Raw genomic sequence first — 22734 nt, 5'->3', positions numbered from 1 at the left:
TTCTCCCTAAATCCTGCAATTCATGGCAATCCCCGTTGGTGTCACCAAAAAGGGATTCTGGGGCTTGACCGTGGGAATACCGGTTTCCCTTTCAATAACCCCTTCCATCCCGGTCAGGCAGCAGGTTCCGCCGCACAGATAGATGGCATCGACACTGCGTCCCAGGGCGTATTGACAGATGATGCTGGCCATCTTTTCCACAACAGCCTTCACCACCGGTAATATCTCCCCATGCCTTCCGTAATCCTGCTTGAGAAGCTCTGCCTCCTCCATGGTAATATGGTAATTCCCGGCAAGGACCATGGAGAGATGGACGCCACCCGTCGGTTCATCCTCAATATCCGTCACGACGCCGTCCTCAAAAAAGGCCAGCCCCGTGGTCCCACCCCCAATATCCACCACCAGACCATCCTTAATCTGATAAAGGGCATTGGCCGCGGTGGGCTCATCCAGTACATTGGTCACCTCGAAGCCCGCCCCCTCAGCTACGTAGCGGTGGGTTTTAAGGCTGGACTCGGTTCCCGCCGGCATGGCAATGGCGCAGTTTAACAGCTCACAGCCAAGCCGCTCCTCTAATCGTGCCTTAAGGGATTTTACGATATTCAGGGCTCCGATATAATCCACCACAATGCCATCCCTCAGGACCTGGGCCGCCTGCTTTTCACAGGCCACCGGCTCATTATCCTGATCCAGGACGACGATGACGATGTAGGCCGTCCCCAGATCCAGGCCAACCTTCAGCTGCTGTGGATCAATGGGACCCTCCGGGGTGTGGGTGATGGATCGCTCAACACCACAAATATGCTGCTCAATCCGTTCTAAATCTAACATACGCCATCTCCTTTCACCCCAGGATGCGTCCCAGGGTAAATCCGCTAATCCCGGCAGCATTGGCTTCGTCCATATCGATGTGCATCCGGTTCTTAAATGCAGGATTCACCCGAACGGTCACATTTTGAAAGGTCATCAGCCGTTCGCTCAGTGCCTGGACATCGACACGCTGTTTATCCACGAGACCAAAGCAGTCGGCGCCCTCCGGAGTCAGATGAATATGGTTGCGGGCGATAATGGCCCCTTCTGCCACATCGATTTGACCCCCTGCTGCCTGTAATTGAAGACCGCCGGAACCCATTGTATCCCCGGACTCCCGCAAGGGGGCATGGATCCCCAGCTTTCTGCAGTCACTGTAGGCCAGCTCAATCTGGGTGCACTTTCTGGCTGGTCCAAGGATTGCCGTTCGCTCCAGCTGTCCCCTGGGACCCAGGAGGGTCACCCGCTCTTCTGCTAAAAATTGACCCGGCTGGGAAAGGGGCCGCTGGAAGGTCATGGCCTTACCCACGCCGAAAAGATGTTCAAAATCCCTTTGGCTCAAATGGACATGGCGGGCAGAAACCTCTATCTGGATCAGCTTTCCACGGATCATGGACGCCAACACAGTATCCATTATTTCCTTCATTTCATCCTCCTATCCGTTATACATTCCCGCCAGATATTTGCACATCATGATATGTACTGCGCTGGACAATCGATTCAGCCCCTCCACAATATCCCCATGATGAACGGTTCTGCCCTGTTGATAGGCCATGATGGCACTGATCTCCACCTGTCGGATTTCTGTCCGGATCATATTCAGGCAGGCATATTCTTCCCCCAGGCTTTTATCGGGCATCACCATCTGCTTAATGTTAAAATACGCCATGGGGTCGTGGGACTGTGCCCGAAGCTGCCCCTGGTCCAGGCCAATAATGGTTGCCTTAACAAAAGGAGTGTCCAGCACCTCGCTGCGCATCATCTGGCGGAGAGTCTCCAGAATATCCTCCAGTTCCTCAATGAGTATTCCCCATCGGCCACTGGCCATAAGCCCGGCTTGGTTTCTGATGATGACACCCTGGAGATAGTCAAGCTTTCCCCGGAAGATAATCCGGGGATGGGTTTTCATAACCAGGACATTCCCATGGAGCTGGGTCATATACTCCGGCTTCTCCATGAAGAAGGCCCCGGTCTCCCCATCGATGTAGCGTGGCTTCTCCGAAGGGGGAAGGGCTGCAGGGGGAGCAGCCGACCTCCCTTTTTCTGATACGGCCTGGCACTCACGAAGGACTTTTATTTTTCGTTGGGAAAGATATTCCTGGGCAGCCGGTGACAGGATTTTCCCCTGTTCCAAATGGTATACCGTCTCATTCGCCTTTAGCTCTTGGCGCAGGGCGGCCTCTGTGATCACTTTCATGCCCTGTCATCCTCCCCATCTATTCGAGTCTTGGTAAAATAGCTTCGACCTCGCTATGGGGCCGGGGGATGACATGGACGGAAATCAGGCTCCCCACCTTATCCGCCGCGGTGGCACCGGCATCCACCGCCGCCTTAACCGCCCCTACATCCCCACGGACCATCACCGTGACCAGTCCGCCGCCCACCAGCTCCTTGCCAATGAGGGTGACGTTGGCCGCCTTCACCATGGCATCTGAAGCCTCCACCGAGGCCACCAATCCCTTGGTTTCAATCATTCCCAGTGCTTGATATGCCGACATACTATTCTCCTTTAATGGGGTTATCTAAATGGGGCAGGATGGCTTCAACCTCGGTATGGGGTCTTGGGATGACGTGGACGGAGACAATTTGTCCCACCCGCTCTGCCGCCGTGGCACCGGCATCCACCGCCGCCTTAACCGCGCCCACATCCCCGCGGACCATCACCGTGACCAATCCGCCGCCAACCCGTTCCTTGCCAATTAAGGTGACATTGGCCGCCTTCACCATGGCATCCGATGCTTCAATGGATGCAACTAAACCCTTTGTTTCAATCATTCCCAATGCTTCAGATGAGCTCATTATAATTTCCTCCTGTTATTTAAAATGGTTAAATTGCCTGAATCCGTTTGATAATTTCTGCGACCATTTCGTCCACATCTGCCTCGGTGAGTTCCGATGGAACCATACAGCCACCCTCCAGCAGCGCCGCAGACTTTCGAATCTCTGAAAGGGACCGACACCCATGGGCAACATGACGGATATCCATGAGATTCTGGGGGCCAACATTTTCAGAGGTCGCACTGCCGCCAATGGCACCGCACCCCAGGGTGAGCGCCGGCATAAGGCCAGTGGTCGCTCCGATTCCCCCCAGGGCACTGGGGGAATTGACAATAATCCGGGAAGCCGGAATCCGGGCTGCAAAGTAGTCCACCATGGCCTCATCCTGGGTATGGATGGCAAAGGTGTGGCCTGCACCCTCGTAGTGCAGAATTTCCTGGCACATTTCACAAACTTCCTGATACCCTGGTGCGGTAAAGAAAGCCAGAATGGGTGTCAGCTTTTCATTGGAATAGGGATGTCCCCGGCCCACACCATCCTCCCGGGCCACCAGAACCCGGACATCCTTTGGGATGGTCAGTCCTGAAAGCTCAGCAATGGTTTGGACATCCTTCCCCACGATCATGGGGTTCATGGTCCCATTGGCCCTTAGGATAAAGGCCCCCAATTGCCGCTGCTGGTCATCGTCCAGAAAGTAGGCCCCCTGGGCCTCCATTTCCTTTTGAACCTGGGGTGCCAGGGCATCCTCACAGATGACGGATTGCTCTGAGGCACAAATGGTTCCATTATCAAAGGTCTTGGAATCCATAATCTGAGATACAGCCGCTGGAATATCCGCGGTTTTTTCAATATAGGCCGGGCCGTTTCCAGGGCCCACGCCAATGGCTGGTGTCCCCGATGAATAAGCGGCCCGAACCATGGCAGACCCTCCGGTGGCCAGAATCATGGAAACGATGGGGTGCTTCATTAAATGATCCGTGGCCTGCATGGTAGGGATGGTAATACAGGATACTAAATCCTCGTTCCCACCCCCTTCTGCAATGGCTTGGCGGATCACCTTGACGGTTTCCATAATGGACCGCAGTGCCCCGGGATGGGGCGAAAAGACAATGGCGTTCCCCGCTTTAATGGCGATTTCCGCTTTGTACAACACCGTGGATGTGGGATTCGTGGAGGGCACCAGCCCCGCAATAACCCCTACGGGTACGGCAATGGACCGCACCTTTTTCTCCTCATCCCGATGGATTTCACCAATGGTTTTCATATCCCTGATATAGTCATAAACCCCCTGGCTTGCGAATATATTTTTGATGACCTTATCCTCTACCCGGCCAAAGCCGGTGTCCTCGTAGGCCAACTGGGCCAGGCGTCTGGCATTGCGCACCCCGGCCTCTGCAATGCTTTTAACCATTCCATCCACGGCCTCCTGACTTGAATTCGCCAGCTCCTCCTGGGCCTCCTGGGCTTTCTCCAGGAGTTCCCGAACCTCCTGAACCGACAGCAAATCCTTATCGTATAGCTGCATATGCTCACTTCCTTCCGTTTATCCGATGATGTTTCATCCCTCCAGGGGGTTTTCCGCCACGTATTCAACGGCGGTGGCAAAGGCATCACAGGCTGATTTACAGGCAGACTGGGACCCGGTGAGCAGAGCCCCCCCAAAGTTCGTTTCAGAGGGTGGGGCGTACAATTCACACAGCTGGACATCTGCGGCCTTCATGGCCGCATCCACGGCGTACATGGCCTCCAGGGGTGGAGCGATGAGGTAGGCCAGGGCCTCCCCCTCCCGGACACCGGCACCCTTGGATAAATAGCTCCCCGTCCGGGCGATGCAGTGGGCGTAATAGCAAATGGAGTCATCGGCGTTGGCTGAGATGAAATGGGCAGTGTTTTCAATGGTATCCACACAGGCATCCAGTCCGCTTTTAACCTCCGCCGGATTTTCCCCGGCCAGTATTCCAATAATTTCTCCGGCCAGCTTGGTGTTGGCATTATCTGCTCCTCCGTAAAAGCTTTTGGCATACACCACCTGGACCTCAGCCTTTTTTGTAGCTTCATCCAGGGCCGTGTAGGTGACATCATCACAGTCTGCCGTAATCAGAGCCAATGCCTTTAGGTTTTTGGGCAGCTTCAGGGCCTTAGCCATTTCCGGGTTAACATTGGGAATCAGCTTTGTCGCGAGAACATTCGTTTTTAAAAAATCACCTTTCACGCTTTCCTCCTATAGTTTTAAATCTGTTCCGCTGTTTTTTTCTTCCAGCATCTTTTTCAGCACTGCGGCAATATGTGCCCCGGCCTCTGCCGGATTGGTCCCAGCCCGATGGATATTGGAAAGCACATTGCGCCTGGCCTCGGGCATTCCCACCCTGGCCTTATAGGCCATGTAGGCCGACATGGACTGGGCGGTGATAAGCCCGGGGCGCTCTCCGATGAGTACGCAGGTGACATCCGCCCCGGTAATTTCTGAGACCTCATCCATTACAGCCACCCGCCCATATTTTACAAAGAAGGGCGTTCCGATTTGGATGCCATTGACCTCAAGGCCCTGGATAATGGCAGGCAGAACCTCGTTGACATTGGCCTCCACCGCCGCAGAGCTTAATCCATCTGCAATAAAAATCTGAACCTGGGGATTGGGCACACAGCGCGCCTTAACCATGGCGGCTCCCTCGGCGCTTAAGCGCCGGCCCAGATCCGGGCGGGTCAGATAGACATCCTTGTTCTCACACTGGGTCTGGACGGTGAATACCCCAAGGCCATCCACAAAGGCCCCATCCACATCGGTAAAGACCGCATCCTGGGCGGCGGAATGGGCGGCCCGGAACTGGAGGACCGGATCGGTTTTATACCGGGCCCCGGCCTTTCCAATGCCAAGGCGGCAGGGCGCATTGGCCTTAAGCTGTGCGTAGGCCTCCTTGTGCAGGGGGTTCTCTACCAAATATTGTGTCGTAATATCGACGGCGGTGACATCCGGGATCATGCCCGGCGTCAGGGAACCTTCTTCTTCCTGGGTTGCCACCAAAGGTGGTGTCATCATCCCCTGGGGGGTTCCTGAAATATCCATCCCGGCGATGACATCCTTGACGATTTTCCGCAATTCTTGTTCACTAATCATCACACTCTCCTGACTATTTAATGAAGACCGAGGCATCCCCGGCTAAGGGAGTCAATCTTCCATTTTCTGAAAAGCCCATCTTCTCCATCCAGGCATCAAAGGGTGCCGTGGGACGCAGGTTGAAAATCTCCCGAAGGGCCGCCGCTTCATGGTATCCCGTGCATTGATACATGAGCATGCAGTCGTCCCCCTGGGGAACCCCCATGATATAATTACACCCAGCAGCCACCAGCAAGGTGGCCAGATTTTCAATATCATTTTGGTCCGCCTTCATATGGTTGGTATAACAGGCGTCACAGCCCATGGACACCCCTGTAAGCTTACCCATGAAGTGATCCTCCAGGCCCGCCCGGATCACCTGCTTGGAATCGTACAGGTATTCCGGTCCGATGAACCCCACCACCGTATTGACCAGGAATGGATTGTAACGCTTGCCCAGGCCGTAGCACCGGGCCTCCATAGTCAGCTGGTCCCAGTCGTTGTTGGCATCCGAGGACAGCTCTGCCCCCTGTCCGGTTTCAAAATACATCACATTGGGACCGGTACTGGTGCCCCGGCTGAGCATTAAGTCATGGCCGTCCTGAAGCATTTGTGCAGAAATCCCGAAGGCCTCGTTCCCCTTCTGGGAGCCGGCAATGGATTGGAACATCAAATCGATGGGGGCATTCATCTTCTCAATGGCCTCCATTTGGGTGGTCACATGGGCCAACACACAGATTTGGGTGGGAATCGCCCATTCATTTTTAAAGGCATCAAAGGCCTTTAAAACCCGGGTAACATTTTCCACCGAATCATCCACTGGGTTCAGACCCAGAACCGCGTCCCCACAGCCCAGGCTAAACCCCTCCATGGTTGAAGCGATGATGCCATCGATATCGTCGGTGGTGTGGTTGGGCTGGAGTCGTGATGAAAAGGTCCCCGGCAGTCCGATGGTCGTATTGCAATGGGCGGTAATCCGTATCTTCTTTGCCGCATAAATCAGGTCCAGATTCCCCATGAGCTTACACACCGCCGCTACGATCTCGCTGGTAATTCCCCGGGAGGCCCGGCGGATCATTGTCCCGTCGGTTTTTTCATCCAATAGCCACTCCCGGAACTCTGCCACCGTCTTATTCTTCAGCTCCTTATAAATGCTTTCATTCACATCATCCTGGATGATGCGTGTGACCTCATCCTCCTCGTAGGGAACTGCCGGATTATTCCGTATCTCCCCCAGGGTAATGTGGGAAAGCACCGCTTTGGCTGCCACGCGTTCCTCCGCAGACTCTGCCGCAACCCCCGCCAACCGATCCCCGGATTTCTCTTCGTTCGCCTTCGCCATGACCTCCCGAAGAGACCCAAAGGAATAGGTCGTCCCAAATAGCTTTGTTTTTAAAATCACTGTTTTTCCTCCTTCTCTAATGCCGATTGCCTACGTGTTAAAGACCATTGTTTTGATAACGACAGGGCATACCCTCCCTCCTGCAACTGGTTTTCCGATATCAATATAATCCCCGTCCTGGGCATAGACGCCGTCCAGGCAGATAATGTCCTTCTTGCCGCCCAAAATGCTGTCCACCGCATTCCCCAGGACCTTCCCGATATCACACTCAAGAATCAATACCAGGGGAATCGCCCATTGAATAACAGCTGCGCAGCCCTCCAGGATTCCCCTGGCCAATGCCTGAATGTCATGGAAGCTTTCATAGGCCGATGCCGATAGGGCAATGGCCACAGGACCCGGCCCATCCCCCTGGATGAACAGGGGGAGGCGACGCTTAATTCCCAGGATTAAGCCGGGGATGGTGGCTTCCTCTTCATCGGAAAGCTTTAAAATCGGGATATTCTTCATGGGAAGGACCGCCTCCACATAATGGATGGTGCTTCCGCTGACATTCATGGTATGGCTGCCGGCTCCCACCACCGTCGCCCGGATTGTCTCCCGGGCGGGGTATCGCGCCACCTTTTGAAAGGCCGGATGGCTTTCAATGGCCTCCCCCAGTAAAATCCCAATATCCCCATAACAAAAATCCTCCTGTGTCTCCTGTCCCATGCAGTCTGCTACCCCTCCGGAAAGGGTGAGGGCATCGATTTTCAGTCCCTCTGGCAGGGGGGGACCATCGTTGGTATACAGCCGTCCATGGTCCGGCTCCCTGGGCATCAGCCCCAGGGCCTCAGCTAAATGGTCCGCCATCAGCCGGCACAGCTGCCCCAGAACATCAGCATCGGCATTCCTATCCATTTCGAGGGGAAGTCCGTGTTCCAGGGCCAGGGCCTTGAGCTTATGGTAAATCCCACTGATTCGTCCCTCCTCAACACGCACCAGCCGTCCCCCAATATCCAGGCAGGTGGTCCCCACCAGCTTACCCTGATCAAAGACGGCGATGTTGCTCGTACCCCCGCCAATGTCAATATTTGCCACACAATTGTGATGTTCTTGGGACAGTACATCCGTCCCGGCCCCCCGAGCCGAAAGGACGGACTCCAAATCCGGGCCGGCGGTGGCCACCACAAAATTTCCGGCCATTTCACTGAGGGCCTGGAGGACCGCATCCGCATTCTTTTTTCGTGCGGTATCCCCGGTAATGATGACGGCTCCGGTTTTTAAATCTCCGGGCGAAATCCCTGCCGCTGCGTACTCCTTCAAAATCAAGGCCTTTACCGCCTCCGCGTCGATCTCATCCTCTGCCTTAAGGGGGGTGAAATAAATTTGTGATCGATAAAACACCGCTTTATCCACAATACTGATTCGTGGAACAGTAAAGCTGCTGGCCAGATTTTCGATGGTCAATTGACTGAAAACCAGCTGGGTGGTCGATGTTCCAATGTCGATTCCCACACTTTTTATAACTTCCTTCACTGGATACCCTCCATTTTTTCCAACAAAAAAACCTGGACATCGGAATCTTCATCAATTCCCATTGCCCAGGCCGCTTCACCAAGGTATTGGAGTCCTGCGCCATTGCAGGCTCCCTTATATATTCAGTTTAATTCAAAGGCCTTAAACGGCACAATTATTTTGCACATCATGCATCTGTGTTGAAAATTCAAAGGCAATCCGAGTTCCCCGATCATCGGACTCCAGCTTTAACGTCCCGTGGAGCTTATCCCGCACCAGGGATTTAACAATGGACAGCCCTAAGCTCTCTTTTTTAACTTTCTCAATATCAAAGCCACAGCCATCATCAGCCACCTCAATACTGGAATACAGCCGCCCCTGGGTAATCTCAATGGAAATACTTCCCCTCTCCCGGTCCACAAAGGCATACTTAAGGGAGTTTTGTGCAATTTCATTGATTACCAGAGCAATGGTCGTCGCAATATCCGATGAAATATAGAAATCATCCCCTTCTAAATCTACCTGAAGCTCAAGGCTAGGATCACAAATCCGCATGAGATTATCCCGAATATTGGAAATAACAGCCATCACCTTCACCTGGTCGATCCCATTTTTCGCCAGCAGCTCGTGGGTTCGGGCAATGGATAAAATACGGTACATGCTTTTTTCCAGATTTTCCCGGGTCTCTTCATTTTCAGAGCGTCGGCTCTGAAGCCGCAATAGGGAGGCAATGGTCTGAAGATTATTCTTTACCCGATGGTGGATTTCCTTGATGGCAACCGATTTTAAAATCAACTCCTGCTCCTGCTTTCGCTCCCGGGTAATATCCCGGATAATGACCGCGAAGGAATCATCGCCCTTCCCACTGCTGACATGGCGAATATTGAAAAAGTGGTTGGCCAGCTCGGTCTCCTTGTTCGCCAGGGTTCCTGGTAAATGGCCGCAGTCCATACTGACCAAGCGGACATTTTTATAGGACTGACCGACAATATCCCCCACATACCCTAACTCCTTATATAAAGTGGAAGCACACTTATTGCAAAACCTAACGATGCCATTGCGATCCACCAGAATCAGGCCCTCTTCCAGATATTCAGCCAGCCACCACTGCTTATCATCTTCAATAAAAACATCGGGGTAAAGACCATCCATGGTAAAGGGCTCGGTCTCCAGGCCCTTTAGCTCACCCATGGCCTGCTCCCGGATTAAAACGCCAATTACCTTGCTGTCGTTGAATATAGGTTCCACCGATTGGATAACGCACCTGCCTTCCTGGGTCATTGCTTTCATATGTTTGGTTGGTATTCCAAGTCGGAATGTCCTCGCCACCGCGGGTTCATTATCCTCCCGGGCAGACATACCTAAAACGCTGTTTTCATAGGAGGAAAAGCTCCCCAGGGGCTTTGCTTCGGCCACCACCAGCGCATCCCCGGACCGGGAGATACAGTCGATGAAAATATCAGCGTCCTCCATATTGGCAATGGGCTGAAGGATGGCGGTCATGGCCTCAATGGTTAAAATTTCCTGTTCCGTTAAATCGGTGTGGAGCTGGCACAGGCTTCTCGCTGTTTCCATCTCATCCCCCTGTCTGCATCAACACATATTCGGCTACCCGCCGAATGGGCACATTTTTTTCCTGGCTAACCCGGCGCAAATAGCCGTAGGCATCATCCTCCTGGATTTTCCCCCGCTGCATCAGGCGCCCCTTGGCCTGTTCAATAACAATCCGGCTCTTCAGCCGTTCAGAAACCTTTTCCATATCCCGGCGGAGCTGCTGCACCTCATTGCTCCTGGCCATGGCCAGCTCGATGGTTGGAATAATGGCCCCCTCCACAATTGGCTTGACCATATATCCCCCTACGCCGTTTTTCTTAGCACCCTCGACATATTTCTGATCCGTATAGGCCGTGAGTAAAATAATGGTCCCTGCCAATTTCTCTTCCATGATAATCTGGGAGGCTGACATCCCGTCTAAAAGGGGCATCTTGACATCCATAAAGACTAAATCCGGATGATGCTTTCGACACAGCAAAATGGCATCGAAACCATCATTGGCCTCTTCAATGACAATGTACCCCTTCCCTTCTAAAATCTCCCTCAAATCCATGCGCGTTATGGGCTCATCGTCAACAATAATGACCGTTGCTCTTCCATCATCCATTACGTCTCTCCTTTTAATTTGAAATCCTTCATCCATCGCCCCAGCACACCCCTCGCAGCAATGGATGAACACACCGTTTCAAAAAAGAAAATGCCCCCTTGATTTGTATCAAAGGAGCTTCATCACTCTAAACATTTTTCATTTGTATCGATATCATTATGATAGCAAACTATTGATTATCCGTCAACGGGTTATTGATCGGTTAAGCTTACATTAAGTTTGCATGACACAGAGTCCTTTCATTGAGCACCATTTCATGCTATGATAATAGATAATTCCCAAAGGAGACATCTATGTTTAAATTCATCAAACCCCAAATCCAAGCCGATCAGGAAAAAATCTTTCGTCAGCTTAAATTAAAGCCCGGTTCCAATGCTGCCGAACACGCTGCCCATTCCCTCCCCCAGCTTTACGACCTAGCCCGGAATTGTCTGGGGGTCACCACCTGCTACGCCGTGTTGCCCAACCAGTACCAGGGCATTCTCCCCGGCGTGGATTGCTGCTCCCACATTGTCATTGGACTCATTACCTGCTCCCGGGATTTTGAGACCATCGGCCAACAGAAAATGGCTGAGGGCCAGCACTTGGAGGCCTACCTTCTGGACCACCTCGTCAGTGAAATCCTCTTTAACGCAGCAAACCAACTCAACGCCATCATTGAAGCCGCCCTTCTGTCCCAGGGGCTAAACCTCACCTGTCAATATTCCCCGGGAGAAAATGGCATCCCTCCGGAAATCCAGGGTGCCGTTCTGGAGCTCCTCAAAGCCGAAGCCCCGGAAAACCATCCCCTGGATGTGGATATGACAGAAAGCTATATGCTCATCCCCGTTAATTCGCTGCTGTATTATTATGGCGCCGATGCCGGTATAAAGGGCCAGTCCACCCTTCACGACTGCAGCCAATGCGGGGCTGTTGGATGTTCTTTTCGGACAGAAAAAATGGATGATGATCGATTATAATTTTAGGAGGAAGTACAATGCAAGTATATTATTTTTCACGTACTGGAAGAAGTAAGGCAATTGCTGAGCAACTGGCATCCCGTTATCAAACCACAGCAAGAATGATTGATGATCATAAGAATTGGGATGGTAAAGTAAATTATATGAAGGCCGGAGCGATGGCACTCAGTGGAAAAACGATACCCGTCGACTACCTTGAACCAGATATGACGGATAAAATTATTGTGGTGTTTCCTCTATGGGCTGGAACGATGCCCCCGGGTATAAAGAGTTTTGTGGAGACGGTGGGAAAAGAAAATATAACAGCAATTGTCACTTCTTTGGGGAGTACAATGAAACAAAGGGATGGATTTAAAAAAATAATTGATTTGGTTGGAGAGAACATAACGCTCCCAGATATTATAGAATAGTCTGCTAATAAAAAGCCAGGCAAAAAATACGGATCCCCCCCTTTGATTCCTGTGAGTCCCTCGGAACAGAGGATTAGGATATCCTGGTTTTCCAGCTTGTTAAAAATGGACAGTGCTTCTTTCGGCCTCCTGTGATTGATTTTATTTTATCACAGAAGGCCTTTGTTTTTTAGGGGAAATTTACAGCCCCTCCGCAGCCGCCATCCTTATTTTCTTTCCGATCACCCATTGGATTCTGAACCATCGCCCAATTCTTCAGAATCCAAAGGCTCTTTTGCAATCATTTGGCAAAAGCACCTGCCAATCTCCGGATCATACTGCGACCCCAAGCCTTCAAGAATCTTTTCACAGGCAAGGGATTGACTCATCCCCTTACGATAGCAGCGGTCCGTCACCATAGCATCATAGGAATCCGCCAGTGCAATCATCCGTGCAACATAAGGAATATCGTCGCCCGCTAAGCCATAGGGATAGCCACTGCCATCATAAAACTCATGGTGGTATAAAGCCCCTTTTTCAATATCTGGAAGGCTTTTAATATCTTTTAAGATTTCGCCGCCCTTTATGGTATGCGCCTTCATGACAGTATACTCAGCATCGTCTAGGGGCGCCGGTTTATTTAAAATGGCTTCTGGGATGGCAATCTTCCCCACGTCATGGAGCAATGCAATCTGATGGAAATCCTCACATTGGGTCCGATCAAATCCCATACATTCTGCAAGGTCCCGAACATAAGCCGCCACCCGCTCAGAATGGCCATTGGTATAGGCATCCTTGGCATCAATGGTATTTGCAATGGTACGGATGGCCTGGAAGGCCATGATTTCAACCTCCCGCTGTTTCTCACGCACTTTTTGTTCCAAGTGTTTTTGGAAGTCTTCATTTTCCAGGATTCGCTGAATCCGTACCTTTAACACCTCGCAAACAATGGGCTTGGTGACAAAGTCAGAAGCGCCTAATTCGAAGCATTCCTTCTCAAATATCGGATTAACCTCGGCGGTTAAGAACACCACCGGAATCTCACACCACTGCGGATGCTCCTTCAACTTTTCAATGATAACCCGCCCATCTTCTCCCGGCATCCATAAATCCAGCAAAATTAAATCCACTGTTTTTTTCTCAAGAAAGCGATAGGCCATACTAGCACTCTTTGCTGCAAGTACCGAATAATTCGGCGACAGCATATCCTGTACAGAAGCTAAAATCGTCCTGCTGTCGTCTACAATCAAAATCGTCTTCATATATCATCCTCCTTCCATTGTTTGATTAGCGCGTCCAATGCCTCAAATTCAAAAGATTCATAACACGCAATGAGATCATTTAATAAACATTGCTGCCGCTCTGCATATTGATATTGATCCAATTCATCCAGTATTCCCTTGATTTTCGTGTACTCTAATTCTTCACTACACTGGCGAATTTCTGCCAACAGTCGATGGTCCAAATGCTTTTTCGTCCGTTTGTTCTGGACATTTTCCTGGGCGTAATACGCAATGATTTCTATGGTTTCTTCTGCTTTTTCTTTAAAAACTGGGAAACGCCTTTTAATGGTTTCAAAATCATCTTGATTGCCCAAATCCTCCAAAGCTTTCGCAATGAGTGAAAGCTCATTAGCCCCAACTGCCTTCGCTGCCGATTTCAGACCATGGATGCCAATGGTGAATTCATGCAGGTCTTGTCTATCGAGATCACCCTTCAAAGCAATCAAACCATCCTTTAGCTCCTGGCTAAAGGTATGGAGTAAGGTATGATAAACATCCTCTTCGATCCCTGATTTTTGAACAAAAACCTCTGGCTGAAACGCCTCATTCTTTAGATTACTGTTCCCCAATGAACTCTTTCCCTTAAAATGATGTTTTTCGGTCCCTAAATAAACGTTCATAATTCGATCCAAATCATAGACATCAATGGGCTTCGGCAAATAGTCCTGAAATCCCTTGCGTAAGAAACCAGCTTTCACACCTGGTCCACCATTGGCCGTCAAGGCTACGACAGGTGTCACCGAACAGCCTTCAATCTGTCGAATGGCTCGGAGTGTCTCGACCCCATCCATCTTAGGCATCCGATAATCTAAAAACACTAAGTCAAAATGCTCGGCTTTCACCCGTTCCACAGCCTCTGCTCCACTTGAAGCCAATGCTACTGAAAGATGATAAGGCCGCATCAATTCCTTCGCCACCATCCGATTGGTTGCGGTATCATCAACGATGAGTACATTGAAGCCAGAAAGATCCGCCATTCGATTGACTTCCAAGGTTTTTTGACGATAACTCACTACAATCTCTTCCCCCTTCAAGAAATGCATCATTTGCAGGGGAAACAGATGGGTGGACATTTTAATCATCCCAGGAATGGGTACCTCGCTTCGGTGGGTGTAATCCTGGAGCAAGATAATTTGCTCTGGCTGAAAAACACTAAAAAAATTAAGATTAGCCGTGTAGGCGGCATTATCAGTAATCACATATGTAAAGGGTAAGCTCAAACTATGGCTGGCAGATAATGCCCTTAAATCAAGGGGAACCGCTGAAATAGACATTTGCTCCAAATTCCGGCAAACCATCTCTGCAGTGGATGCCTCCTCCAGTAGGACCAAACATCGCTCCGCCTCATAAGCATTGACATCCAGCATCGGCCAATGACTATCACATTGCTGCCAGAGAGTCACTGTAAAGGTAGTCCCCTCACCATAAATCGAATCGATGCTTATATCACCGTCCATCAATTGAGCCAGACTTTTTGAGATGGTCAGACCAAGGCCAGTCCCTGTTTTTCCGTTATCCTTCTTGCTGTCTGCTTGATAAAATTTTTCAAATAATCGTTTCATATCAAAGGCTTTAATGCCAATGCCAGTATCTGAAATCATAATCTCAAGCTGGACCCGATTCCTTTTGCGTTTTTTGATGCCAATTCGTAAACGAATGTTTCCGTGCTCGGTAAATTTAACGGCATTTCCCAGGATATTTAAGAGAATCTGTTTAATCCTTAGGGCATCCCCAACCATCGTTACTGGAATTTCTGGTGATATTTCCATTAAAAGTGACACATCTTTATCTACCAGCTGGATGGAAATCATGTTTAATACATTTGTCAAAATCATTTCGAGCTGATAGGGATGATTCTCTAATTTAAATTTTCCGGATTTAATTTTAGATAAATCCAGGACATCATTAATAATCTCAAGCAAGCCTTTCCCTGCGTTCTGAATACATACTAAATCATCTTTTATCGTCTCTGGGACATCCTGTCTTAGGATTACCTCCGATAAACCGACGATGGTATTCATTGGCGTCCGTATTTCATGGGAAAGGTTGGCTAAGAATTCACTCTTTGCCGCATTGGCCTCTTTGGCGTCCTTAATGGCTGCCTTTAGTTTCGCACGATCCATTTCCTCTTCGTGGATATCCTGAACGATATAAACGATGCGGCTCTGATCCTTTTTAAAGAAAAAATATTCAATCAACTTCCAGCGTTTCCCACGACGCTCTTTTAGATTGATTTTGATTCGCACCTGTTTTTCTTCCTGAATCCGCGGTACGATTTCATCCAAGCTCAGTAACCTGAGATTTTGATTCGCATCCCCATCTTTCTCCCGCTTGAGCAAAAACCGTTCCAAAGCATCCTGGTAATCACCCTCATAGCGTTTTTTCCCCCAGGCATGGGGATTGCATGGAAAAAATTGGTAATAACCGGTCTGAGTGTCAATTACGCCCAATGCATCATTTTTATTGTACACAGTAAAGTCGCAGAGTTCATGTAATAACGAGTTTTCATTTTCCAGAGACTCGATTCCCTGCTGCTTTTTTGTAATATCAGTAAAAACCCCCTCCATAATCCGCGCGCCGTCAACTTGTCCGATCACCTCGCTGGAAGCCAAACACCAGCCGATACTGCCATCCCGGCGATAATAACGATGCTCTAAATCATGCAGGATGGAATCACCGCCTTGAAAGTAACCAGACATCCGTAATAAATCATCCTGATGAATAATTTTAAAAAGATTATCCGGTATGGTCCCTTCCTGATCATAACCTAATATCTTTTTAGCTTTTTCATTGAGCGTAATGATTCGCCCATCATCAAAATAGACGATAATACCACAGATTCCAGAACGGAAAAGAATGCTCTCCGTCAGGTTCTTGTTAATTTCTTCAATCCTCATATTAATTCATGCCTAATTTCTGCATATAAGCCTTCACCTCTTGCGTATAAGTCCTCCCAATGGGAACGGATGCACCATTTTTTAAAAAAAGTAGGTTCCCATCCTTACGTACTATGTTTGATATTTTGACGATAAAAGACCGATGAACCCGATAGCACGCGTAAGGTTCCAACTGTTCTTGCAATTCTGCCAGGGACATATAAAAACCGAAGGTCTCATCATCCCCATAATAAATTGTCACCTTTTTTTGCCTGATTTCAAAATAATAAATGCTATCCACATCAATATTTCGAAATTCGCCATTCCCCTTCAAAAGTAAATAGCGTTTTTTTCTTCGGCTGATTTTCTCGACGACTTCTAAAAAAACGGCTTCAAACCGTTTTCGATTCGTTTGGTCTTTTAACAGGTACTGGTACGCTTGTACGCCATATCCATCCAGCGCTGCTTCGGGATGCCCTGTTAGAAAAATGATTTCCCCTTTATACCCGACAGTCTCCCGCAATTCATTGGCCACTTCCACCCCATTCTTTTTCGGCATTTCAATATCCAAATAGATGAGATCAATTGGATTATCATCTAAATCCAAATAAAACAATAAATCATTTCCATTATGAAAGGGCATTACTTCTGCGGGAACCCCATGTTTTTGTGCGAGCTGGTTGATTAAATACTCATAATACTGCAATGTGGTCTGACTATCTTCACAAATAGCAATCCGCATCTTTTAGATACCTCCTTTTCTTACGCATTCCTTAATTTTAGTATATTCACTTCCTTCTTCTTTGTCAATTAAGTTATCCTTAAATTATGCTATTCCCAAATGAATTAACGCAAACACCCAAAGATGCAATGGATATGCCAAGTAGAAAAACCATTTAGAAAATGCATTCTTCGGACCCGATTTTCCATTGTACAGTGCAATAAAAGGAATGACCCAAAACTGCATCCAATCACTATTTACAATAAAAAGCATGTCTATCTGGGAAAGATCCTGCGAAAAGTACAGTGTTGCCATCAGCAAAGAAAAGGTAATGATTATACAATACATCCACCCACGATGTGCTCTTAGAAAATAAAATATTAGCATCATTGGCAGCATTTGTATTGCTCCTTTAAAAATTGGTAAAGCTATTCCTCCCAATAAACCAACGAGCAATAATATCATCGATAGCGCATAAAACATACATTGCCTTAGTCCATTATTATGGCGGCCTGTATCAATACACCAAATAATGGAAAATCCCAAAGCCAGCGTCAGGATAATTGTATGGCCAATCAGCGAGGTTCCCGTAATTTTAGAAAAAAAGATATTTCCAATCGTAACAAAGATTCCAAATCCCCATAAACGGAAAGCATACCTAGTTCTATTTTTAGTGTAATGAAAACCCTCAACAACTTTTTATTGACTGTCTTAGAGCTTAAAATGATTGCCTCTTGCCTTACTGCGTACAAAATGGAAAACCCTCGTACGATTTGCACGAGGGTTTCCATTTATAAACTTAATTTAGGAAGAAAAGAAAACCTATTTTAAATCCGCGTCAACTTGAGTAAATGTATAGGTCAGCGTATCTTTATACTGCCCCTTGGTACTGGCGTTTCCCGTATACGTCGCTGTACCAGACACCTTCTTTTCCTGGCCGGCACCGATTCCTAGTGGAGCCGTAACCTCCTTTTCGTCTGTTCCTGCAGTAAAGGCAGCATCATTACCCGTCATATTTACTTCGTACTTCGCCCCACTACTTCCAACCGGCCCAGACATCTGGAATCCACCCGCAGACTTAACCTTTGTAGTAACCTTCAACTTGGCAAAGTCATCCAGTGAGAACCCACCAACTCCGACAATCTCAATATCTGCTGCGGCTGTTTTCGAGGCATCGGTAAACGTAATGGCCGTGGGGATAATGGTACCATATCTGCCATTTCCATTGACATCAATAACCGCCCGATTCTCGTAGACAACCGGTGTTTGATTTTCTGCCGCGTGAACAGGTGCCATCATTGATAATGCACCAGATGCTAAAATTGTTGCCAACGCTATAGTTCCGACCATTTTTTTTGCTAATAACATATTTATTCCTCCAAATTGTTTTTTGTTTTCTCTGTGTATGAAATCTCACATTCGTTTTCTAAATACCAATTTCTATTTAATCTATACCATTTTAAGAAACACTTTTATGCCTCGATCATATATTCACCTCCCGTTTCTTATTATAAGTATATTTAATGACACAGATGTGCTTTTAAATATTATTGAAATTGAAAAATTAATTCATGTGGCTTCATTCAACTACATTCAATTTTACTTCAACATCTGATCCATTATAATTTGTCTTCTGATCCTCTAAATCGACAGATTGGAATTTCAGCACTACATTATAGGTCCCCACCTCATTGAATGTCTTTGATAGCTTAATGGGAGATATTCCCTGTCCCGGGGGTACCAATCGGCTTTGATATAGGACATCACCATTATCTCTTTCTATAATTTCAAATTTAAAGAAACAGGGATTCCCTTCCGGATTGAACAATACACTTTCAATGGTATCGCTCCCTTTTTTCATCGTCCATTCACCATAGCCAGGAATCAGTATTTTTGACTGGCCGATGTTCTCCGGCCGTTTTAATGAAGACTCATAATTCCCCGCATTCGGATCAATATCGATACTGCGGTTTTGGAGAGCAAACCATACTCCACACGCGAGCATTATAAGTAATAAGGCAACCGCCACAATAATAAACTTCTTCTTTTCATTTAACATGAACTACACTCCCCTATTTTTTACTTCTTGAATATTTTTCTTTTGCCTAGAAATACAACCGTCGAGATTGCTAAAAATGCCAGTATAACTGTTGATTCCCTTTGACCGAGAAATCCTGTGATACCGGTTCGAACACTTGATTGATTACTATTAAACACAATCAATAAGTGCTGTGGCTTTTCTTGCCCCTTAATAATAACCCGATCATTTGCAATGCTATTGGTAATGTCTTTATCATCCAGGGTAATGGATTTTATGCCATCCCCCTTATCCGGATATAATTTAAAAGACGCTTCTTCATCCACTTTCAACAAGTACACCTTCTGTGAACGCCGCAGGATATCATCCTCAGAACCATCCTTGCAACAAATCTCACCGTCGCCACGGACTTCTACCGATAGGGCATACGCATCACTTTCCTCTTTTACATAAGAAACCGGTATGCCTATTTCACTTTGGGCATGCCCCATGATGATGGCCAGCGAAGCGATACATATAAAGCTTAAGCCGGTTAACACAAGGATCCCCAAAACAATTACCCACCTTATCTTCACCCGTTTTCCTCCTTTTTAATTTCTATCCAAATAAAACGTAACATTTCCGGTCCATCTACCCTTGGAGTAATCTGCCTGGGTACTGGATGCCGAGAAATTAATTATTTTGCCATTTCCTTGCCCATTCGTATTTCTTATTTCACCAATGCTGAGTTTATTATCCGTTTGTTCCGTCGACCCATCAGCTGAAGTATTTACCTCTACCTGATTTGTCACATCCGATTCCTTTACAAGATTAAAGGTCTTATCAACAGACAAATTATAGACAACATCCGTAGCATTTTGATAATTTGCAAAGAAAATTTCATCTGTTGCCGCCAGCATCCCTGGTTCACTTCTTTTTAACTCAATGGATTTAGGGATGACGATAAAGCCAGACGCCCCATTTTCTTCGGTTCGATCTTTGGTATTATAACTCCATGAATTTTTTTGAACTCTTAAAAGAAAGCTTTGGTCTGCCTCGCCGTCTCCTGACCCTAGGCTAAGTGAACACATGTACGTTTTCGGTACTGGATTACTGTAATCTAAGGTGCTGCAATCCACAGTTACATCAGCGAGTTCAAGTGATTCACCACCTTTATCAATGATGCCTTTAACCTCCAGCTGTTTCTTAATCTCATTTTTTACTCCTTGTTCCCCCAAATAAGCGATTTGTGTTTCCGATAAGTTAAGCGTTATATCATTTGTTAAAATAAAGGTACTCTCATCCGTGCTGTGGGTTACAAACTCTGCTACAAACAGTTTTCCATAGGCGGTCGTTTTTAACGCATCCTCTTCCTCGGTAATCTGTTTTTCTCGACGACTGTCTTTTACTGTAAATTCATAGCCATATACGGCCATACCATTATTTAATGCCTCAAAATCATGCTGGCTTGAATCGGCCCATTTTTGTGTTGCAAAATTATATACTCGATACTTTTCTTCTATACATTTCAAACCGCTCGCTGTTGACGATTCTGAAAGCCTATGAAAATTAACATCATCATAGCACCGAGCCAATCCTAAATTATCTTTCGCATAACCTGCTGGCAAACTTGTATCCATATCATTCCAGACCAAATTTTTTCCCTTTGCTATCGGGTGAGTAATAACTGCCATTGTCTGTGTCAATGGCGTATTGCCAATAATATTTCCACCCTCAAAAGAAGCAATAAAGGTTAATAATGGCAGCTTCTGATCCAGTGCCTGAGTGATGTCCAATGATACGGACTCTGGGATAATTACCTTTAAATTGATATTGCACGATGTGTTACTATCCCCAGGAATAACCCCTGTGAATGTCCTTTCAGCGATAGTCTGACCATTCCCCTTCTCTGGCAGCTGATCAGAGTAATCCTGACCACGAACCAATACTGAGGTTATATCACACCAGGTATCTCCAATCTTCAAATCATTAACTTTAAATTGTCCAGTAATATCAACGCCAGTCGGAATCAGATTAACATATTTCAACTCCAATTCAGCTTCTTTTCCAGGGCGGATATACTTATCAACTGACCCATCATAAGTACTGGGAATATCTATATAACCTTCACCATTTTTAAACCGTACATATTCAACACTCACCCCTAAGGGATAATTCACTACACCTTCTGACGAAATCGTTAATGATACTTCGTTATTTTGGGCATTCCGATATTTCGTTGCAATACTAACACTCTTATCAGCCTTTATTGTCACTGCACTAATCTGATCAGCACCTATCTTTCCACCATCTGGCAGTGCAACTACCTCGAAAGCGCCATTAGCATTATTTTTAAATTCTGTGGTAGTCTCATTTTCATATTTAATACAAATGGGTGATAGCTTCAAGTCAGCGTTGATAACAATTTGGGATGGGAGTGTAACCGTTTTGAGATCGCTATTTACCACTGCATCAGGAAAATCTACGAATCCAGGAACCACTTTCCCTTCATTCATTTTAGGCACCATTTCTTCAATACTTATTTTTCCATCGATATTGGGCAGCTGAACGATTTGTCTGGTTTTAGTATCGCCCACACGTCCCCAGGCATCAGTCACATCATATTTTGCTTCCCAAACACCTGGTGTTGTGTTACTTGCTGGTCCGTTGGTTACGCCAAAGGTTGTTTTTCCATCTTTCTTTGTTATCTTGAACCCTCCACCAACATACTCCCCAGCCATATCGCGGTCATCCTTAAATTCTATTCCGTTGTAATAGGGATGAAGAATTTCTTCCTGTCCTGCTATGGTTCCCCATGTCGCTTGGTTGTATTTTCCGTACAAGGGTGTTTCATTCCCGGAAATCGTCGGCTTTTCATTGTAAATTTCTTTAAATCCATTCGCTGTCAGTTCATAAATCGAATTATTCCCTTTTTCCCCTCCAACAACTTCAGCAAGCGGATCTTTACCTTCACTATCCCCAAGTTGGAACTTACCTTCCGGACAAAGAATTTGAATCATATCTCCTTCTGCAAAATTGTATTCTTCAATTTTCTTATAATCATCAAGTGCAACATTATCTGTTCCCAACACCTCCATCAGTTTGTCTTTCTTATTCACCTCATTCACTTGTGTCAGCGGTGTCCCTTTTTTTATAGCAAAGATGGTATAGTAAGGTCTATTGATGAAATAATTGTGATACATGATACCCACACGTACATCGCAACTCTTGATTTTGAACGTTGTAGTATCTAAAATCAACTTCGATTTTTCATATTTCCCCCCGTATGCAAGACCATTCAAAGTCATTGACTGCGGGTATGCCTTTGCTTTTGTCATTTCACCAGTCGCAGAAATATGTATAACGAGCTTTTGTTGTGTCTTCTTGTCGTTATAGAAAATCTTTATGCTTTTATCCTTTAGAATGTGTGCCCTTTCAATTTCATCGGCTTCAACTTTACTGTTATCTGGCAATTGAACTTCTGAGAAAGTCCCATCTGTTTTATTGATAAATTTCGTTGATTTGCCACTATTATAAACAACATCAGCCATCGGTTTACTCGTATCAGCATTAATGACAACGCCAGA

Annotated in this window: 21 protein-coding genes and 1 pseudogene; 2 read left to right on the top strand and 20 right to left on the bottom strand. The window is 47.1% G+C overall.

Annotation, left to right across the window (positions count from 1 at the left end; translation table 11 throughout):
- Positions 1-6: 6 nt before the first annotated feature.
- The 12 genes from eutJ to BLU30_RS11020 form a co-directional block, all read right to left on the bottom strand.
- Positions 7-831: an ethanolamine utilization protein EutJ gene (eutJ, locus tag BLU30_RS11075; protein ID WP_090246388.1), complete on the bottom strand. Its 825-nt coding sequence runs from the start codon at positions 829-831 to the stop codon at positions 7-9.
- Between the two features lie 13 nt (positions 832-844).
- Positions 845-1456 (bottom strand): phosphate propanoyltransferase, encoded by a 612-nt coding sequence (gene pduL / locus BLU30_RS11070; protein WP_090246386.1) that lies wholly within the window; start codon positions 1454-1456, stop codon positions 845-847.
- A gap of 9 nt (positions 1457-1465) precedes the next feature.
- The gene (locus tag BLU30_RS11065) at positions 1466-2227 is read right to left on the bottom strand and encodes an ATP-binding protein (protein ID WP_090246385.1); all 762 of its coding nucleotides are present in this window, start codon (positions 2225-2227) and stop codon (positions 1466-1468) included.
- A 19-nt stretch (positions 2228-2246) separates the two neighbouring features.
- Complete coding sequence (locus tag BLU30_RS11060; protein WP_090246383.1) at positions 2247-2528, bottom strand: BMC domain-containing protein; 282 nt, start codon at positions 2526-2528, stop codon at positions 2247-2249.
- A gap of 1 nt (position 2529) precedes the next feature.
- A complete protein-coding gene (locus BLU30_RS11055; RefSeq protein ID WP_090246382.1) occupies positions 2530-2829 on the bottom strand; it encodes a BMC domain-containing protein in 300 nt (99 codons plus the stop codon).
- Between the two features lie 28 nt (positions 2830-2857).
- Positions 2858-4333, bottom strand: coding sequence for an acetaldehyde dehydrogenase (acetylating) (locus BLU30_RS11050; RefSeq protein WP_090246380.1), 1476 nt, complete (start codon positions 4331-4333; stop codon positions 2858-2860).
- A 33-nt stretch (positions 4334-4366) separates the two neighbouring features.
- The gene (eutL, locus tag BLU30_RS11045) at positions 4367-5020 is read right to left on the bottom strand and encodes an ethanolamine utilization microcompartment protein EutL (protein ID WP_090246378.1); all 654 of its coding nucleotides are present in this window, start codon (positions 5018-5020) and stop codon (positions 4367-4369) included.
- Between the two features lie 9 nt (positions 5021-5029).
- Positions 5030-5920, bottom strand: coding sequence for an ethanolamine ammonia-lyase subunit EutC (gene eutC, locus BLU30_RS11040; RefSeq protein WP_422717900.1), 891 nt, complete (start codon positions 5918-5920; stop codon positions 5030-5032).
- 16 nt (positions 5921-5936) lie between these two features.
- A complete protein-coding gene (locus BLU30_RS11035) occupies positions 5937-7304 on the bottom strand; it encodes an ethanolamine ammonia-lyase subunit EutB (protein ID WP_090246375.1) in 1368 nt (455 codons plus the stop codon).
- A gap of 30 nt (positions 7305-7334) precedes the next feature.
- Positions 7335-8762, bottom strand: coding sequence for an ethanolamine ammonia-lyase reactivating factor EutA (locus BLU30_RS11030; protein ID WP_090246374.1), 1428 nt, complete (start codon positions 8760-8762; stop codon positions 7335-7337).
- 141 nt (positions 8763-8903) lie between these two features.
- On the bottom strand, positions 8904-10316 hold the full coding sequence (locus tag BLU30_RS11025) for a sensor histidine kinase (protein WP_090246372.1): 1413 nt from the start codon (positions 10314-10316) through the stop codon (positions 8904-8906).
- Between the two features lies 1 nt (position 10317).
- Complete coding sequence (locus BLU30_RS11020; RefSeq protein WP_090246370.1) at positions 10318-10902, bottom strand: ANTAR domain-containing response regulator; 585 nt, start codon at positions 10900-10902, stop codon at positions 10318-10320.
- Positions 10903-11195: 293 nt separating this feature from the next.
- Here BLU30_RS11020 and BLU30_RS11015 point away from each other — a divergent pair, with 293 nt between their 5' ends.
- Together BLU30_RS11015 and BLU30_RS11010 are read left to right on the top strand one after the other, a co-directional pair.
- A complete protein-coding gene (locus BLU30_RS11015) occupies positions 11196-11861 on the top strand; it encodes a hypothetical protein (RefSeq protein WP_090246369.1) in 666 nt (221 codons plus the stop codon).
- A gap of 17 nt (positions 11862-11878) precedes the next feature.
- A complete protein-coding gene (locus BLU30_RS11010; protein ID WP_090246367.1) occupies positions 11879-12271 on the top strand; it encodes an NADPH-dependent FMN reductase family protein in 393 nt (130 codons plus the stop codon).
- Between the two features lie 221 nt (positions 12272-12492).
- Here BLU30_RS11010 and BLU30_RS11005 read toward each other — a convergent pair whose 3' ends face one another.
- The 8 genes and pseudogenes from BLU30_RS11005 to BLU30_RS10970 form a co-directional block, all read right to left on the bottom strand.
- On the bottom strand, positions 12493-13512 hold the full coding sequence (locus tag BLU30_RS11005; protein ID WP_090246366.1) for an HD-GYP domain-containing protein: 1020 nt from the start codon (positions 13510-13512) through the stop codon (positions 12493-12495).
- Positions 13509-16430 carry an ATP-binding protein gene (locus BLU30_RS11000; protein WP_090246364.1) on the bottom strand — a complete coding sequence of 974 codons (2922 nt, stop codon included), beginning with the start codon at positions 16428-16430 and terminating at the stop codon, positions 13509-13511. Before BLU30_RS11000 ends, BLU30_RS11005 begins: the two co-directional genes overlap by 4 nt.
- A 1-nt stretch (position 16431) precedes the next feature.
- Positions 16432-17151 (bottom strand): LytR/AlgR family response regulator transcription factor, encoded by a 720-nt coding sequence (locus tag BLU30_RS10995; protein ID WP_090246363.1) that lies wholly within the window; start codon positions 17149-17151, stop codon positions 16432-16434.
- Between the two features lie 84 nt (positions 17152-17235).
- A pseudogene (locus BLU30_RS14720) lies at positions 17236-17802 on the bottom strand (TraX family protein); the annotation flags it as partial.
- Between the two features lie 150 nt (positions 17803-17952).
- The gene (locus tag BLU30_RS10985; protein WP_090246360.1) at positions 17953-18498 is read right to left on the bottom strand and encodes a hypothetical protein; all 546 of its coding nucleotides are present in this window, start codon (positions 18496-18498) and stop codon (positions 17953-17955) included.
- A gap of 211 nt (positions 18499-18709) precedes the next feature.
- A complete protein-coding gene (locus BLU30_RS10980) occupies positions 18710-19189 on the bottom strand; it encodes a hypothetical protein (RefSeq protein ID WP_090246358.1) in 480 nt (159 codons plus the stop codon).
- A 20-nt stretch (positions 19190-19209) separates the two neighbouring features.
- Positions 19210-19743, bottom strand: a complete 534-nt coding sequence (locus BLU30_RS10975; RefSeq protein ID WP_090246357.1) for a hypothetical protein — start codon at positions 19741-19743, stop codon at positions 19210-19212.
- A gap of 15 nt (positions 19744-19758) precedes the next feature.
- Positions 19759-22698 carry a hypothetical protein gene (locus tag BLU30_RS10970; protein ID WP_143024237.1) on the bottom strand — a complete coding sequence of 980 codons (2940 nt, stop codon included), beginning with the start codon at positions 22696-22698 and terminating at the stop codon, positions 19759-19761.
- Positions 22699-22734: the final 36 nt, after the last annotated feature.

It is taken from the genome of Eubacterium barkeri (genome assembly GCF_900107125.1).
In the GTDB taxonomy this organism is placed as follows: domain Bacteria; phylum Bacillota; class Clostridia; order Eubacteriales; family Eubacteriaceae; genus Eubacterium_O; species Eubacterium_O barkeri.
Note: the sequence above shows the minus strand (reverse complement) of the source record. Positions and strands in the feature narration are given on the sequence as shown.

Bases quoted from the DNA above. Each gene is read 5' to 3' on its own strand.
- pduL (WP_090246386.1), bottom strand. From the start codon at position 1,456: ATGAAGGAAATAATGGATACTGTGTTGGCGTCCATGATCCGTGGAAAG.
- BLU30_RS10995 (WP_090246363.1), bottom strand. From the start codon at position 17,151: ATGCGGATTGCTATTTGTGAAGATAGTCAGACCACATTGCAGTATTAT.
- BLU30_RS11050 (WP_090246380.1), bottom strand. From the start codon at position 4,333: ATGCAGCTATACGATAAGGATTTGCTGTCGGTTCAGGAGGTTCGGGAA.
- BLU30_RS11060 (WP_090246383.1), bottom strand. From the start codon at position 2,528: ATGTCGGCATATCAAGCACTGGGAATGATTGAAACCAAGGGATTGGTG.
- BLU30_RS11055 (WP_090246382.1), bottom strand. From the start codon at position 2,829: ATGAGCTCATCTGAAGCATTGGGAATGATTGAAACAAAGGGTTTAGTT.
- eutJ (WP_090246388.1), bottom strand. From the start codon at position 831: ATGTTAGATTTAGAACGGATTGAGCAGCATATTTGTGGTGTTGAGCGA.
- BLU30_RS11020 (WP_090246370.1), bottom strand. From the start codon at position 10,902: ATGGATGATGGAAGAGCAACGGTCATTATTGTTGACGATGAGCCCATA.
- BLU30_RS11005 (WP_090246366.1), bottom strand. From the start codon at position 13,512: ATGAAGACGATTTTGATTGTAGACGACAGCAGGACGATTTTAGCTTCT.
- BLU30_RS11010 (WP_090246367.1), top strand. From the start codon at position 11,879: ATGCAAGTATATTATTTTTCACGTACTGGAAGAAGTAAGGCAATTGCT.
- BLU30_RS11015 (WP_090246369.1), top strand. From the start codon at position 11,196: ATGTTTAAATTCATCAAACCCCAAATCCAAGCCGATCAGGAAAAAATC.
- BLU30_RS11000 (WP_090246364.1), bottom strand. From the start codon at position 16,430: ATGAGGATTGAAGAAATTAACAAGAACCTGACGGAGAGCATTCTTTTC.
- BLU30_RS10980 (WP_090246358.1), bottom strand. From the start codon at position 19,189: ATGTTAAATGAAAAGAAGAAGTTTATTATTGTGGCGGTTGCCTTATTA.
- BLU30_RS11025 (WP_090246372.1), bottom strand. From the start codon at position 10,316: ATGGAAACAGCGAGAAGCCTGTGCCAGCTCCACACCGATTTAACGGAA.
- BLU30_RS10970 (WP_143024237.1), bottom strand. From the start codon at position 22,698: ATGGCTGATGTTGTTTATAATAGTGGCAAATCAACGAAATTTATCAAT.
- BLU30_RS11065 (WP_090246385.1), bottom strand. From the start codon at position 2,227: ATGAAAGTGATCACAGAGGCCGCCCTGCGCCAAGAGCTAAAGGCGAAT.
- BLU30_RS10985 (WP_090246360.1), bottom strand. From the start codon at position 18,498: ATGTTATTAGCAAAAAAAATGGTCGGAACTATAGCGTTGGCAACAATT.